This window comes from Allobosea sp. P4_E12 (genome assembly GCF_056401655.1).
Genome location: NZ_JBFUIY010000014.1, coordinates 135,906 through 150,093, shown reverse-complemented (window position 1 = coordinate 150,093; position 14,188 = coordinate 135,906). Strand labels below are relative to the sequence as shown.

Annotated in this window: 14 protein-coding genes and 1 tRNA gene; 10 read left to right on the top strand and 5 right to left on the bottom strand. The window is 64.9% G+C overall.

Going from position 1 to position 14,188, the window contains the following annotated elements:
- The first annotated feature begins 116 nt into the window (after positions 1–116).
- The gene (gene clpB / locus AC1DW9_RS19255; protein ID WP_441506060.1) at positions 117–2,738 is read left to right on the top strand and encodes an ATP-dependent chaperone ClpB; all 2,622 of its coding nucleotides are present in this window, start codon (positions 117–119) and stop codon (positions 2,736–2,738) included.
- A 163-nt stretch (positions 2,739–2,901) separates the two neighbouring features.
- On the opposite strand, the gene metW is transcribed toward clpB, so the two are convergent.
- The gene (gene metW / locus AC1DW9_RS19250; protein WP_441490093.1) at positions 2,902–3,525 is read right to left on the bottom strand and encodes a methionine biosynthesis protein MetW; all 624 of its coding nucleotides are present in this window, start codon (positions 3,523–3,525) and stop codon (positions 2,902–2,904) included.
- Positions 3,526–3,529: 4 nt separating this feature from the next.
- Entirely contained in the window at positions 3,530–4,699 is a 1,170-nt protein-coding gene (gene metX / locus AC1DW9_RS19245) for a homoserine O-acetyltransferase MetX (RefSeq protein ID WP_441506061.1), read from the bottom strand.
- Between the two features lie 179 nt (positions 4,700–4,878).
- Here metX and AC1DW9_RS19240 point away from each other — a divergent pair, with 179 nt between their 5' ends.
- From AC1DW9_RS19240 to AC1DW9_RS19225, 4 genes are all read left to right on the top strand, one after another.
- Positions 4,879–5,712 (top strand): chorismate mutase, encoded by an 834-nt coding sequence (locus AC1DW9_RS19240; RefSeq protein ID WP_441490091.1) that lies wholly within the window; start codon positions 4,879–4,881, stop codon positions 5,710–5,712.
- Positions 5,713–5,747: 35 nt separating this feature from the next.
- Entirely contained in the window at positions 5,748–6,857 is a 1,110-nt protein-coding gene (locus tag AC1DW9_RS19235; RefSeq protein ID WP_441506062.1) for a pyridoxal phosphate-dependent aminotransferase, read from the top strand.
- Positions 6,854–7,801, top strand: a complete 948-nt coding sequence (locus AC1DW9_RS19230; RefSeq protein WP_441506063.1) for a prephenate/arogenate dehydrogenase family protein — start codon at positions 6,854–6,856, stop codon at positions 7,799–7,801. The genes AC1DW9_RS19235 and AC1DW9_RS19230 overlap by 4 nt, the downstream gene beginning before the upstream one ends.
- A gap of 69 nt (positions 7,802–7,870) precedes the next feature.
- A tRNA-Thr gene (locus AC1DW9_RS19225) sits at positions 7,871–7,946 on the top strand.
- A 255-nt stretch (positions 7,947–8,201) separates the two neighbouring features.
- Here AC1DW9_RS19225 and AC1DW9_RS19220 read toward each other — a convergent pair.
- On the bottom strand, positions 8,202–8,591 hold the full coding sequence (locus tag AC1DW9_RS19220) for a hypothetical protein (RefSeq protein ID WP_441506064.1): 390 nt from the start codon (positions 8,589–8,591) through the stop codon (positions 8,202–8,204).
- A gap of 570 nt (positions 8,592–9,161) precedes the next feature.
- Here AC1DW9_RS19220 and AC1DW9_RS19215 point away from each other — a divergent pair.
- The gene (locus tag AC1DW9_RS19215; RefSeq protein ID WP_441506065.1) at positions 9,162–9,446 is read left to right on the top strand and encodes a hypothetical protein; all 285 of its coding nucleotides are present in this window, start codon (positions 9,162–9,164) and stop codon (positions 9,444–9,446) included.
- 90 nt (positions 9,447–9,536) lie between these two features.
- On the opposite strand, the gene AC1DW9_RS19210 is transcribed toward AC1DW9_RS19215, so the two are convergent.
- Positions 9,537–9,749 carry a hypothetical protein gene (locus tag AC1DW9_RS19210; RefSeq protein ID WP_441506066.1) on the bottom strand — a complete coding sequence of 71 codons (213 nt, stop codon included), beginning with the start codon at positions 9,747–9,749 and terminating at the stop codon, positions 9,537–9,539.
- Positions 9,750–10,031: 282 nt separating this feature from the next.
- Here AC1DW9_RS19210 and AC1DW9_RS19205 point away from each other — a divergent pair, with 282 nt between their 5' ends.
- Both AC1DW9_RS19205 and AC1DW9_RS19200 read left to right on the top strand, forming a co-directional pair.
- Entirely contained in the window at positions 10,032–10,229 is a 198-nt protein-coding gene (locus AC1DW9_RS19205; protein WP_441490085.1) for a hypothetical protein, read from the top strand.
- A gap of 295 nt (positions 10,230–10,524) precedes the next feature.
- A complete protein-coding gene (locus AC1DW9_RS19200; RefSeq protein ID WP_441506067.1) occupies positions 10,525–10,938 on the top strand; it encodes a hypothetical protein in 414 nt (137 codons plus the stop codon).
- A gap of 76 nt (positions 10,939–11,014) precedes the next feature.
- On the opposite strand, the gene AC1DW9_RS19195 is transcribed toward AC1DW9_RS19200, so the two are convergent.
- Positions 11,015–12,265: an MgtC/SapB family protein gene (locus tag AC1DW9_RS19195; protein WP_476775459.1), complete on the bottom strand. Its 1,251-nt coding sequence runs from the start codon at positions 12,263–12,265 to the stop codon at positions 11,015–11,017.
- A gap of 193 nt (positions 12,266–12,458) precedes the next feature.
- Between AC1DW9_RS19195 and AC1DW9_RS19190 the strand changes: the two genes are divergently transcribed.
- Together AC1DW9_RS19190 and AC1DW9_RS19185 are read left to right on the top strand one after the other, a co-directional pair.
- The gene (locus AC1DW9_RS19190) at positions 12,459–12,617 is read left to right on the top strand and encodes a hypothetical protein (protein WP_441490082.1); all 159 of its coding nucleotides are present in this window, start codon (positions 12,459–12,461) and stop codon (positions 12,615–12,617) included.
- 197 nt (positions 12,618–12,814) lie between these two features.
- Complete coding sequence (locus tag AC1DW9_RS19185) at positions 12,815–14,053, top strand: MFS transporter (RefSeq protein WP_441506069.1); 1,239 nt, start codon at positions 12,815–12,817, stop codon at positions 14,051–14,053.
- The last annotated feature ends 135 nt before the right edge of the window (positions 14,054–14,188 follow it).

The following is a 14,188-nucleotide window of genomic DNA, read 5'->3' as shown; positions in this document are numbered from 1 at the left end:
CGTTGCGCGGATGTCACACTATCTTTGGTTGCGAAGGGTGTCCCTCGGGAGCCCTATCCTGATGAAAGGCAGCCGGATGCGTCGCCACGGGGCGTGCCGGCGGGCGGAGCGACAATATGAACATTGAGAAATACACCGACAGGGCAAAGGGTTTCCTGCAGGCGGCGCAGACGATTGCGCTGCGCGACGGACACCAGCAGTTTACGCCCGAACATCTTTTGAAAGCGCTGCTTGATGACAGCGAGGGCATGGCAGCCGGCCTGATCGATCGGTCGGGTGGCCAGTCGAAACTTGCCTTGCAACTGACCGATGCGGCGCTCGCAAAGCTGCCCAAGGTCAGCGGCGGTGGCGCCAGCGGCCTGCATCTGACGCCAGGCCTCGCCCGTGTCTTCGATACGGCGGAAAAGGCTGCGGACAAGGCCGGCGATTCCTTCGTCACGGTCGAGCGCCTTCTTCTGGCCCTCGCGGTCGAGAAGGAAACCGAGGCCGGCAAGGCGCTGGCCAAGGCCGGCGTGACGCCGCAGGCGCTGAATGCCGCGATCGAGGCGATCCGCAAGGGTCGCACCGCGGACTCAGCCTCTGCCGAGCAGGCCTATGACGCGCTGAAGAAATATGCGCGGGATCTCACCGCTGCTGCCCGCGAGGGCAAGCTCGACCCGGTCATTGGCCGCGACGAGGAGATCCGTCGCACCATCCAGGTGCTGAGCCGCCGCACCAAGAACAATCCCGTCCTGATCGGCGAGCCCGGCGTCGGCAAGACCGCCATCGCCGAGGGCCTTGCGTTGCGCATCGTCAATGGTGACGTGCCGGAGAGCCTGAAGGACAAGGAACTGCTTGCGCTCGACATGGGCTCGCTCATCGCGGGTGCGAAATATCGTGGCGAGTTCGAGGAGCGCCTGAAGGCGGTGCTCAACGAGGTCTCCAGCTCCGATGGTGGCGTCATCCTGTTCATCGACGAGATGCACACCCTGGTCGGTGCGGGCAAGACGGACGGCGCSATGGATGCCTCGAACCTGCTGAAGCCGGCGCTCGCGCGCGGCGAACTGCACTGCGTCGGCGCGACCACGCTCGACGAGTACCGCAAATATGTCGAGAAGGACGCCGCGCTTGCACGCCGCTTCCAGCCCGTCTTTGTCGACGAGCCGACGGTCGAGGATACGGTCTCGATCCTGCGCGGCCTCAAGGAGAAATACGAGCAGCATCACCGCGTTCGCATCACGGACTCGGCGCTTGTCTCGGCCGCGACCCTGTCGAACCGCTACATCACCGACCGCTTCCTGCCCGACAAGGCGATCGACCTTGTCGACGAGGCTTCGGCGCGCCTACGCATGCAGGTCGATTCGAAGCCCGAGGAGCTGGATTCGATCGACCGCGAGATCGTGCGCCTGCGCATCGAGCAGGAGGCTCTCAAGAAGGAGAGCGACAGCGGCTCGAAGGAGCGGTTGAAGCGGCTGGAATCCGAACTCGCCGATCTTGAAACGCGTTCGGCCACAATCACGGCCCGCTGGAAGGCGGAGAAGGACAAGCTCGGCCAGGCGGCCGAGATCAAGACCAAGCTCGACAATGCCCGCAACGAACTGGCCCAGGCGCAGCGCAAGGGCGAGTATCAGCGTGCAGGCGAGCTCGCCTATGGCGAGATCCCGCAATTGGAGAAGCAGCTCGCCGAGGTCGAGGCGATTGGCGATACCTCTGGCATGGTGGAAGAGGCGGTGACGCCTGACCATGTTGCGCAGGTCGTCAGCCGCTGGACCGGTGTGCCGGTCGACCGCATGCTTGAAGGCGAGAAGGACAAGCTGCTCCGGATGGAGGAGGTGCTGGCAGCGCGAGTCGTCGGCCAGCGTGAGGCGGTGGAGGCGGTCTCGACAGCCGTGCGGCGTGCCCGTGCCGGCCTGCAGGACCCGAACCGGCCGATCGGCTCCTTCATGTTCCTCGGACCCACGGGTGTCGGCAAGACCGAGCTTACCAAGGCGCTGGCGTCGTTCCTGTTCGACGACGATACGGCGATGGTGCGCCTCGACATGTCGGAATACATGGAGAAGCACTCGGTCTCGCGTCTCATCGGCGCGCCTCCCGGCTATGTCGGTTACGAAGAAGGTGGAGCACTGACCGAAGCCGTACGGCGCCGACCCTATCAGGTCGTCCTTTTCGACGAGGTCGAGAAGGCGCATCCGGACGTCTTCAACGTGCTCCTGCAGGTGCTCGACGATGGTCGTCTGACGGACGGTCAGGGCCGCACGGTCGATTTCCGCAACGTGCTGATCATCATGACCTCGAATCTCGGTTCGGAGTTCCTGGTGAACCAGCCCGAAGGGCAGGACAGCGACGCCGTGCGTGACGATGTCATGGGCGTGGTCAGGCAGGTTTTCCGGCCCGAGTTCCTGAACCGTATCGACGACATCATCCTGTTCCATCGCCTTAAGCGGGCGGATATGGGGGCGATCGTCGATATCCAGCTGGCACGCCTCGCCAGGCTGCTGACCGACCGCAAGATCGTGCTCGATCTCTCCGAAGACGCCCGCGCCTGGCTGGCCGACAAGGGCTACGATCCCGCCTATGGCGCACGTCCGCTGAAGCGGGTAATCCAGAAAACGGTGCAGGACCCGCTGGCGGAACTGCTGCTCGCCGGCAAGGTCACGGATGGCGAGACGGTGAAGGTCACCGTTGGGCCGACCGGGTTGATGCTGGGCGATGTCAGCGTCACCCGCGAAAGGCGGCCTGAGGGCGTGCCGCTGAACTAATAGGGACGGTACGACCTCGTTCTTCCCAACTGGGAAGGAGGCAGCGACCGCCGCGAGATGGATGAGGGAAGGGCCGCGCAAGCGGCCCTTTTCTCGTTTTAGGGCTGCGCTGCGCCGATCCGCCGACGCTTCGTCCGGCACTCGGTCTCGGGAGCGGGAGGGCTCAGCCTCGCTTCAGCAGGAACACCGCCTGCGCGCCGAACAGGTTCCAGAACCACCAGGGTGCGCTGACGCCAACCTTGCCGCCCGCCGCATCGAGCGCGACGGCGCGCTCCTTCTGTGCGCCGACGACATCGCACAGGGTGACGAAGTCGCGGATCGTGCAGAAATGGATGTTCGGGGTGTCCCACCAGGAATAGGGCAGGGCATCGGTCACCGGCATCTGGCCGCGGAAGAAGATCTGGCTGCGCATGCGCCAATGCCCGAAATTCGGGAAGGAGATGATGGCGCGACGGCCGATGCGCAGCATGTGCTCCAGAACCAGGCGCGGATTGCGCGTCGCCTGGATCGTCTGGGAGAGGATGACGTAGTCGAAGGAATCATCGGGATAGTCGGCGAGGTCGGTATCGGCGTCGCCCTGGATCACCGACAGCCCCCGCGCGACGCAGCCCGCGACACCCTCGCGAGACAGTTCGATGCCGCGTGCGTCGACCTGGCGCGTCTCGGCCAGCAGGGCCAGCAATGCGCCGTCGCCGCAGCCGACATCGAGCACGCGCGTGCCCGGCGTCACCATCTCGGCGACGAGCTTGAGGTCGATGCGATTGGTATAGGTCTCGCTCAGCGCCATGGCCTCACAACCCTCTTGCCCGAGCTGCCGCATTGATGAAGCCGCGCGTGGTCGCAAACAGGTTCGGTTCCTCCAGCAGGAAGGCGTCGTGGCCCTTGTCGCTTTCAAGCTCGACGAAGGAGACCGAAGCGCCGGCAGCATTGAGCGCATGAACGACGGCACGCGAATCCGCGGTCGGGAACAACCAGTCCGAGGTGAAGGAGGCGACGCAGAAGCGCGTCTTCGTGCCCGCGAAGGCCTTGGCGAGCACGCCGTCATGATCGGCGGCGATGTCGAAATAATCCATCGCGCGCGTCACATAGAGATAGGAATTGGCGTCGAAGCGTTCGACGAAGCTCAGGCCCTGGTGCCGCAGGTAGCTTTCGACCTGGAAATCGGCATCGAAGGAGAAGGTCGGCGCCTCGCGATCCTGCAGCTTGCGGCCGAATTTCCGGTGCAGAGCGGGTTCCGACAGATAGGTGATATGCGCACCCATGCGCGCCACGGAGAGGCCTTTGGACGGACGCGTGCCTTCTTCGAGATAGCGCCCGCCGCGCCAGTCAGGATCGGCCATCACCGCCTGGCGGCCGACTTCGTGGAAAGCGATGTTCTGGGCCGAGTGCTTGGCGGAGGTCGCAAGCGGCAGCGCCGAGAAGACGCGTGCGGGATAGCTCGCTGCCCATTCCAGCACCTGCATGCCGCCCATCGAGCCGCCGGCGACGCAGAACAGCGACTCGATGCCGAGCGCATCGACCAGATGCGCCTGTGCCCGCACCATGTCGCGGATCGTCACCATCGGGAAGCCGAGGCCCCAGGGCTTGCCGGTGTCCGGGTTGGTCGAGGCCGGCCCCGTCGTGCCGGTGCAGCCGCCGACGACATTGGCGCAGATCACGAAGAAGCGGTCGGTGTCGATCGGTTTGCCGGGGCCGATCATCGCCGCCCACCAGCCGCCCTTGCCGGTGATCGGGTTGCGGCTGGCGACATGCTGGTCGCCGGTCAGGGCATGACAGACGAGGACGGCATTCGACCGGGCCGCATTGAGTTCGCCATAGGTCTGGTAGGCGATCTGCCAGCTGTCGAGCGCCACGCCGCAATCCATCACCAGCGGCGTGGCTGCGTCGAACCGGACGACCGGGCTCGAGGGATCGTTCGCTTCCTTCAGCGGGTCTGCAAGGCTCAGGATTTCGTCGCGCATCGTCGTCCGCTTTGACAGGCTGATTTGTCTTGCCGGTCGGCTCGTTCGAAAGATCGAACTTACCGATGGCGTGCCGCAGGCGCGCTGTCAACGCGGCCCCGCGCGAAGCTGGCTTTGCTAAGCGCGGGCTTGAGGTCTAAGAGACGCGCGTCCGTCGCCTCACGCGCCAAGATCACGCCATGACCGAAATCGCTCCGACCACCCTTGCCGATCTGCGCGGTGAGATCGACCGCATCGACAGCGAGATGCACGCGCTCTTGATGGAGCGCTCGCAGATCATCGAAACGCTGATCGCCGTGAAGAAGACGCAGGTGTCGGGTTCGGCATTCCGGCCCGGCCGCGAGGCCGACATGATGAAGCGGCTGGCGCTGCGTCATAAGGGCCTGCTGCCACTCGACACCGTCGAGGGCATCTGGCGCATCATCATCGCGACCTTCACCTATGTTCAGGCGAATTACGCCGTCCATGCCGATGTCTCGGGCGGCGACGCGGCGATGCGCGATTCCGCGCGGTTCCATTTCGGCTTCACCGTGCCCTTCGTTACCCACGAGCATGCGCGTGCGGTGATCGCTGCCGTTGCCGAATCCGCTGGGGATCTCGGCATCTTCCGCATGGACCTCGGCGCCAGCGCCGGTGTCTGGTGGCGCGATCTCATCGGCCCGGAGCGGCCGAAGATCATCGCGCGCCTGCCCTTCATCGAGCGGCCTGACCATCCCGCGGGCACACCGGTCTACTGCATCGCCAAGCCGCTTGCGGATGCGGCCGTGCGCGAGATCGTGCTTTATGCCGCCAGGGTTGAACGCTGGTCGGAGACGCTGCGTGCAGGTCTCGCCCAGCATCTCGCCGAGGTCTCCGCCAGCGCCGCCGACGGTTCGCATCTTTCGCTGCTGGTCGCTGCTTCGGGAGAAGTCGAGCAGAGCGCGATCCGTGCCGCGCTCGAACCTGCGGGCCTCAGCGAGTTCGCCGAAATCGGCAGCCACGCCGCCCGTTTTGCCGTCAAGCCAGTCCGCTGATCTCCATCTCATTCCCCTGACAAGGTCCACAAGCCATGGCCACGCCTGCTTCCCGCCCTGTTCCGCGTCCCGGTGTCCTCGATATCGAGGCCTATGTGCCCGGCAAGTCCACGGCTCCGGCGGGGGTGAAGCTGCATAAGCTTTCCTCGAACGAGACCCCGCTCGGCCCGAGCCCGAAGGCAATCGCCGCCTTTGACAGCCTCAAGGGCAAGCTCGAGCTCTATCCGGACGGCTCGGCCACCAAGCTGCGTGAGGCGATCGCGTCGCGCTACGGCCTCGACCCCGCACGCCTCGTGTGCGGCTCGGGATCCGACGAATTGCTGCAACTCGTCACCAAGACCTATCTCGGCGACGATGACGAGGGCATCTTCACCGAGCACGGATTCCTCGTTTACCGCATCGCCATCCTGGCGGCCGGCGGCAAGCCCGTGGTCGTGCCCGAGGCCAATCTCACCGCCGATGTCGACGCGATCCTGAAGGCGGTGACGCCACGGACGAAGATCGTCTTCCTCGCCAATCCCAACAACCCGACCGGCACCTATCTGCCCTTCGAGGAGGTCAAGCGCCTGCATGCCGGCCTGCCCTCCGATGTGCTGCTGGTGCTCGACGCCGCCTATGCCGAATATGTCCGTCGCAACGACTATGCGTCGGGGCTCGAACTGGTGGCGACCAACGAGAACGTCGTGATGGCGCGCACCTTCTCAAAGATCTACGGCCTCGCCAATCTGCGCCTCGGCTGGCTCTACGGGCCTGCCCATGTCATCGATGCGCTCAACCGCGTCCGCGGCCCGTTCAACGTCAACGGCGCGGCGATCGAGGCCGGCACCGCTGCGATCGCCGACGAAGCCCATGTCGCGGCCGCGCTCCAGCACAACGAGACCTGGCTCGCCTGGACGACGGCCGAGGTGGAAAGGCTCGGCCTGACCGTCACGCCGTCGGTCGGCAACTTCATCCTGATCCATTTCCCAAAAACCTCCGGCAAGACGGCGAAGGAGGCTGACGCCTTCCTGAGCCAGCGTGGGCTGATCCTGCGCAGCGTCGGGGCCTATGGCCTGCCGGACGCGCTGCGCATGACAATCGGCTCCGAGGAGGCGAACCGCCTCGTCGTTGCGGCGCTTGGCGACTTCCTGGCCGGCAAGCAATGACGGCGACGACCGAGAGCTTTGCTCCGCGGCGTGAGGAGCCGATCTTCGGCTGCCTCGCGATCATCGGCATCGGGCTGATCGGCTCGTCGATCGCCCATGCGGCCAAGGATCTCAATCTGGCCGGGCGCATCGTCCTGAGCGACCGGGACGAGGGCGTGCGGGCCCGCGCCCGCGAGCTCGATCTCGGCCATGAGGTGGCGGAGACCGTGCAGGCCGCCGTGGCCGATGCCGATCTGGTCATTCTCTGCGTGCCCGTCGGCGCCTGCGGTGCGGTCGCAGGTGAGATCGCGTCTGCCCTGAAGCAGGGCGCGATCGTCTCGGATGTCGGCTCGGTCAAGAACGCGGTGGTCGAGGCTGTCGCGCCGCATCTGCCAGCGGGCGTGCATTTCGTCCCGGCCCATCCGGTTGCGGGCACAGAGAATTCCGGCCCGGATGCGGGCTTTGCCAGCCTCTTCCTGAATCGCTGGTGCATCCTCACTCCGCCGGACGGCAGCGATGACGGCGCGGTTTCGCGCACCCGGCATTTCTGGGAGGGCATGGGCGCCCTGGTCGAGGTGATGAGTGCGCAGCATCATGATCTCGTGCTTGCCGTCACCAGCCATCTGCCGCACCTGATCGCCTACAATATCGTCGGCACGGCCGAGGATCTCGAGGCGGTGACCCAGTCCGAGGTGATCAAGTTCTCGGCCGGCGGCTTTCGCGATTTCACCCGCATCGCGGCATCCGACCCGACGATGTGGCGCGACGTCTTCCTGCACAACAAGGAAGCGGTTCTGGAGATGCTGGGGCGCTTCAGCGAAGACCTTTCGGTGCTGACCCGCGCCATTCGCTTCGGCGATGGCGAGACCCTGCACAAGCATTTCACCCGCACCCGCGCCATCCGCCGTGGCATCGTCGCGCTCGGCCAGGAAAAGCCCGAAACGGAAAAGCTGCGCAAATCGTGAGAAGACGGGGCATGTTCTGCTCCGTTCGTCTTGCCAAGATTGGGCAGGGCTGGTAGAGCCCCACCCGTCGCCGCAATAGCTCAGCTGGTAGAGCACCTCATTCGTAATGAGGGGGTCGGGGGTTCGAATCCCTCTTGCGGCACCATCCAACCCCTTGAGGTTGTCGATTTTCCTAGATAATTCCGGCCTGAAGTCGCGCAGACTTGGAAGTTTCGCTTGGCGAGATCGATCGCCACGGCTCCTCCTTCCAACGCGCCTTCATGGCGCTCGCGGGCACCTTACGGTGCCGGCCGGAGGGGGGCATCCACCCCATCAGTTCACAGTGCAGGCCGCCGCTCGAGACCAAGCGCCCACGGCTCCTAGGCTCGAACCAATTCTCTGCGGCCAATAAGTCAAGTAGTCAGTTCTGGGGCACAACGGTTAGCGGTCGGCCATACGGATTTCCTGCCCCGTAGGGGTTGTTGATGCTGTCAGACGAATACGGGCTGCCGTATCGTCCGTAAGGATTGCTCGTGCTGTCTGGATCGTATGGATTCGCGCTGAGGCGACCTCGATAGTTACCGTCTTGGTCATAGAGCTTCGGCGCGTTTGTTGCGTAAGGGTTCTTTGCTGACTCGTTGCTGTAAGGCGAGCCGTAGCGGCCGTAGGGGTTGTTCAAGCTGTCCGGATTGTACGGGTTACCGGCTCCATACGGATTGTTGATGCACCGGGAATCATAGGGGCAATTTTGGGCGGTGGCTGTACCACTGATGCCAATGACGGCAACTGCCGCGAACAATGCCTGTTTCATCGTGACCACCTGCCGTCGAGTCTCTTGCGTCATCCCGGCGCGAAGATAGCATTCGCGCCCATTTTTGCTAGACGTTGGGCAAGCGCCGTGAGGGGCGTATCGCCAGACTTGCTTCAAAACGCTTCCGCCTGTGGAAAGCTCACTTGGAGCGCCGCGGCGTTTTTGATTGTTGGCCTTATGGATACTTGAATTAGAAAAATATTTTAAATTTGAATGCCATATAGATTTCTTACGGTTCCCTCCTGCGCACCATTGTTTAGCTTGGTTTCACAAGCATTCCGGATCAGCCGTAGGGCCAATCTGGGGCAAAGAGCCGAGCGTTTCCTCGGTCTTATGCTGCTGATCACGAATCGCGAAGCATCACTTCCGAGTGGCGGCCTGCTTTGCATATGTCCGGTAGCAATGCGGGCAAGTCGGCTTCCCGCTCGCAAATGCCATGCTGTCAGGCTCTAGGCGCTGAACGATATGGGTGTGTGGCAGGCGGAAGGTACCTACTCGCGAGCTGCCTGAATGGCTCACACACGATCCGATCAGCAGCGAGTGCTCGCTGCGCCTGCAGGAGGAGATTTCATGTCCTATGTCGATGAACTCGAGCCGCTCATTCGGTTGGAGCAGGAGCTGCGGCAGACGATCGCGCTGAGCCTCGCGGAAGAGAGGGGCCAACCCCACGTCGGGGCCCCGACCGAGGAGCAATTGCTCGCTGCCGATGAGGCGATCGCGGCTTGGGCCGAGGAGGTCGATTTCGAGCAGGACATGCGCGCTTTCCGGCCGCTGACGCCTCTGCAGACGCTGCTCGCCCAACATCTCGGGATATGCGAGCGCATTTTCGACATCCGCGACAGGCGGCTGTCCTGACCAGGATAAGGTCAATCGGGAGCAAGGCCGGGACGCTCCCGCGCGAGCCGGAACGGCCCGAGCGACCCGGCTGCCCCATGTTTCGCAGGTCTAGCTGCCAGCCGTCTCCTCGGCCGTCGCCTTGTCGAGAATCTCGACCACCTCTTCCAGGCTCTCCCTCACGCCGAGCATGAAGTCCTTGCGGAAGCCGATGATGGTGTCCGGCGGGTTGCCCTTGAACGTATAGACCACGCTGACCTGCGCGGGATTGACGTAGACGGGCTTCCCATCGGAGGGCGAAGTGAACTTGCAGAGCTTAGGCATGATCTCTTCCGTCAATGGCGATTCGATGAGCAGAGCTATACGGCAAGGCGGCCGCTCGACGAAAACGCCGGGCGTTGGTGCCAGCCAGCTGATGAAGATCGGCGTCACAATTTGGCGTAGCGAGAGCCGTGTCCGACGACGGCGGAACGTCGCTTGGGCATGCCGTCCCGGACCCAGCATTCCCACTCGGGCATCCCTGCGTCACGCTAAGTGAGGTGCCTCACATATCCGACCGGCCGGAATGCGTAGTCTTTCACGCACTGACGAATGTCGGAGCGCACCATGAGCCCCACCTGTGACGAGAAGCTTGAGCAGTTCCGGCGCAGGGAGGTCGAACGCGCGCAGAAGGCAGGCCTGTCAGCCTATATCCTGAACGAAGACGGCAGCGTGATCCGCATCGCTCCCGACGGCAGGCTAGATCTGATTGTCGTTCAACTCGGTAGCCAACACGCACAGGCCCCCGGGGCTCGCTCTCGATAGCTCACGGCCCGACCTCGGGCAGTCGTACTGCTTGCCCCGGGGCAGTCCCCGAGCCCCGATGTTGGCGGATATCGCCTGGGCCGCTTGACGGTGTCATGCCGCGTCAGCTCGCTCGCCCGCCGCGTTCACAGGTCGATCGCAGCCTCGGTCAATGACGAGCGGCAGCCACCGGAGGCGCCGACTCGCGACTCGACACGGGCCTGCAACAGGTGTGATCTCGACAAGAGCGCCGAGGGCTGCGACGACGCAGGCCTTCCAAGCCGTGCAAGTGCTGGTTGTTCCGGGAGGTCTCACCATGACGCGCAGGTTCACCGCAGCTTTGTCCTTCATGCTCTCCCTGGTTCTGGCAGCGCCGGCCGGGGCGCAGATCGGCACGCCAGGGAACGCGCCGCTCACACCTGGTGGCCCCAGGCAAGGTCTTGGGCCCCCCTCGCTCAGCGACAGTGTGCCGGATATCCGATTGCATTCGAGTGGCGGCGGGATCCCGGGCGCAGGCCCGCCGATCGGCTATGGAGGCACGCAGCCGCTGGGCAACGCCGGCATCGGGGCCGGATATGGCATGGTCGATCGCCGCGCGGTCAGAACGACCGGCCGGCACTGCCAGACATCGAGCCGGATCTGCGTGCTGAAGGGCACGGCGCCTGTCAGGTCCGGGTGCTCATGCCGATTGTCCAATGGCAAACGCGCGCGGGGCCATGTCGTGCCGTGAGGCTGCCGAACGGAGGCCGTTGAGCCCGACGGGAGCCCGAGCCAACTACGCCTCGCGCCCCGCTGGAAGGCGCGACCTATCGAAACCCCGCCAGAAGCCCTGCTGCGACGGCGAGGCCGCTTACGCAGCCGACGCGCAAGCCAAGCGCCATGCCGCCCGTGGAGGCGGCGAGCCCGGCCTTGACCAACGTGTTGACGCCTGTCGCGAGCAGGATCGCATGGCCCGCGAGCGTCGGGTCAATGACGCCGAGCGCCATGCGCGACATCGAGATCACGACGGCATCGACATCAGCAATGCCGGACAGAGCGGCCGTGGCGAGCACGCCCGCATCGCCGAAATGCTGCTGCAGCAGGCGTGCGGCAAGCATCACCACCGCGATGAACGCTGCCATCTTCAGAGCGGAGCCGAGTTCCAGTGGATTCGAGATCTTCAGCTCCGGGCGCTCGGAGGAGCCGCCAGTGTTGATCAGCATGAGGCCGGTGCCTGCCGCCAGGACGCCGCCGGCGCAGGCAAGGGGCAGTGCAAGGAGCGGGATCAGGACCGGGTTCAATGCCATCGCGACCACAGCGACGCGCAGGACCATCACCACCCCGGCGATGAGGATGCCGGCGCTGAGCAGACGGCCGGAATCAGAATGCTGGCGCGCGAGCCCGGCCAGGGTCAGCGTTGTCGCGGTGGAGGAGGCGAGGCCGCCGGCGACCGCCGCCATGATCACGCCAAGGCGGTCGCCAAAGATCCGGACCGCGACATAGCCTCCGAAGGACACGGCCGCGATCAGGATGGCGAGCAGCCAGATCGAATAGGGATTGATCGATCCCCATGGGTCGATCGGGCGGTTCGGCAAAATCGGAAGCAACAGGAACGACATCGCGAGCAGGGTCAGGACCGAGCGGATTTCCTGCCAGCTCAGCGAGGCCACCCACCGGTGCAGCTGTTCGCGCAACGCCAGCAGCAAGGTCATCGCGACTGCGCCTGCAATCGCCGCAGTGAGATCGCCCACCACGGCGAGCGCGCCCAGCATGAAGGTCAGCATCCCGGCGATGACTGAGGTCGCACTGACATTCTGCTCGGCGCGCGCCTCCAGCCAGTGGAAGGCGCCGAAAGCCGCACTGTATCCGAGAAAGACCAGGCCGATCGCGATGCCCCCGAGCTGCTGGCCGATGGCTCCGGTCACGCCGCCGAGCAGCCCGGACAGCGCGAAGGTGCGCAGGCCCGCGGCGCGCTGGTGGTCATCCTCGTCGCGCGTGCGCCAGCCACGTTCGAGACCGACCACGAGCCCGATGGCGAGGGAAACGGCGAGGCGGCTCAGGAGGGCGTGTTCATCCATATCGGTCTGCGGCTTGGCTCGGGCGTGGCGATCGTTCGACGAGCATATCGGAAGCGGCCGGTTCGGATAGCGCCCAGGGCGCATCCCATGTGGCACCCGCGGCTGTCATCTGCAGGTCATGCAGGCGGTCTTTAGACCAGCCCATGTCGTCATCGCGGGCGGCCTGGCCCGTCTTATGCTTGGTGAGTTGGTCATGAATCGGCTGGTCATTATCTACTCGGAAGAGGACTACGCCTGCGCTTGCGAGCGCCTCGAGGAACTGCGCACCAGGCCGGATTGCCGGGCGAAGGACGAGGAACTCGACGCGATCCATGATGCCATGCTCGCCTGGGAGCTGAGGCAGGACGACTGACATCCAGCGGACGGTTCTGCTGCTCGCCCGTCGCGAACTGGCAGGCACCCGAGTCCATGTTGCGACGCACTCAGCCCACATTCTCACGCTAGCCACCCTGGACCGCCCGAAGAATCTCCGGGGCGGACGTCGCATTCCTGCGGGCGCGCGACACTCTGGCCGGCATCTCTCGGCCGCTAGCGAAAGGAGCCTGGCCGATGCTCGTGCAGATCGGAACTCTCATCGCCGCGACGAGCCTCATTCAGCTCGCGAACGGCTTCTTCAACACCTTCCTGTCCCTGCGGCTGACGATCGAGGATTTCGGTTCCACGCTGAACGGCGTCGTGCTCAGCGCCTATTTCATCGGCTTCACCATCGGGGCGGTCGGGTCCGGGCAGGTGATCCAGCGCATCGGCCATATCCGCGCCTATGCCGCATTCGCGGGCATGGTGGTGGTTGCGACAGCCACGATGCCGCTTCTTGTCTCGCCATTGGCCTGGATCGTTTGCCGCGCCGTCATCGGCATGGGCTGCGTCGGCCTGTTCATCACCACGGAGAGCTGGCTGAACGCCAAGGCGCAGGCGGATCAGCGCGGGCGGGTGTTCTCGATCTACATGGTCGGCACGTTCCTGGCGCTGGCGCTCGGCCAGTTGCTGATCGGCAAACTCGCCATTCACTCCATGACGCCCTTCAACATCATCGCCGTGCTCTTTGCACTTGCCCTGGTGATGGTCAGCACGACGCGCGCCGAGGCGCCGGGGATCGCACCGGAGGCGACGCTGCGCTATGGCGAGTTGACCCGGCAGGCGCCGGTGGCCGTGGTCGGCTGCGTCATCAGTGGCATGATCAGCAGCGCCTTCTACGCGCTCGTACCGGCCTGGATGCTGAGCAATGGCGTGCCGCAGCAGACGATCGCGCTCTTCATGCTGGTCGCGGTGCTGGGCGGTCTGGCGCTTCAGGTTCCGGTTGGGCGCCTGTCTGATCGTGGCGACCGCCGGCTGGTTCTGGCCGGCCTCGCGCTCGGCTTTGCGGCGGCGGCGCTGCTGCTGGTCATGTTGCCCCCGAAGCTTGCAGCGGTGCTGCCCGTGGCGGCGGTGCTCGGCGGCTTCATGTCGACGCTCTATCCGGTCTGCGTCGCCCATGCGCTCGATCGCATGCCCTCAGATCGCGTCGTTGCCGTCAGCGGCAGGTTGATCCTGGTCAGCGGCTTCGGCTCGGCCCTGGGGCCGATGCTCGGCGCCGCCGTCATGTCGCGCTTCGATATTGGCGGGCTGCTCTATTTCATGGCGGCCGCGACCATCCTGCTCGCCGCGGTCTCCGGCCTGCGCGTGCTCGTCAAGGCGCCGCCTGTCCGGGTCGAGCGTCCCTTCGAGATCATCGACCCATTGACGGCACCGATCTCGCAGGAGCCGGAAGCGACGGATCCGGACGGAACGCCGCGCGCTGTCCCCGCCTGAAGCGTGCGGCGGGCAGCCTCAGGCATCGGCCCGAAAAGTGGATTACGGTTTTCGGGAAAGCCGATGCAAGCACAGAGAATCATCGGCTCGAAAAGTGGATGACGGTTTTCGGGAGGGCCGATGCAAACGCAGAAG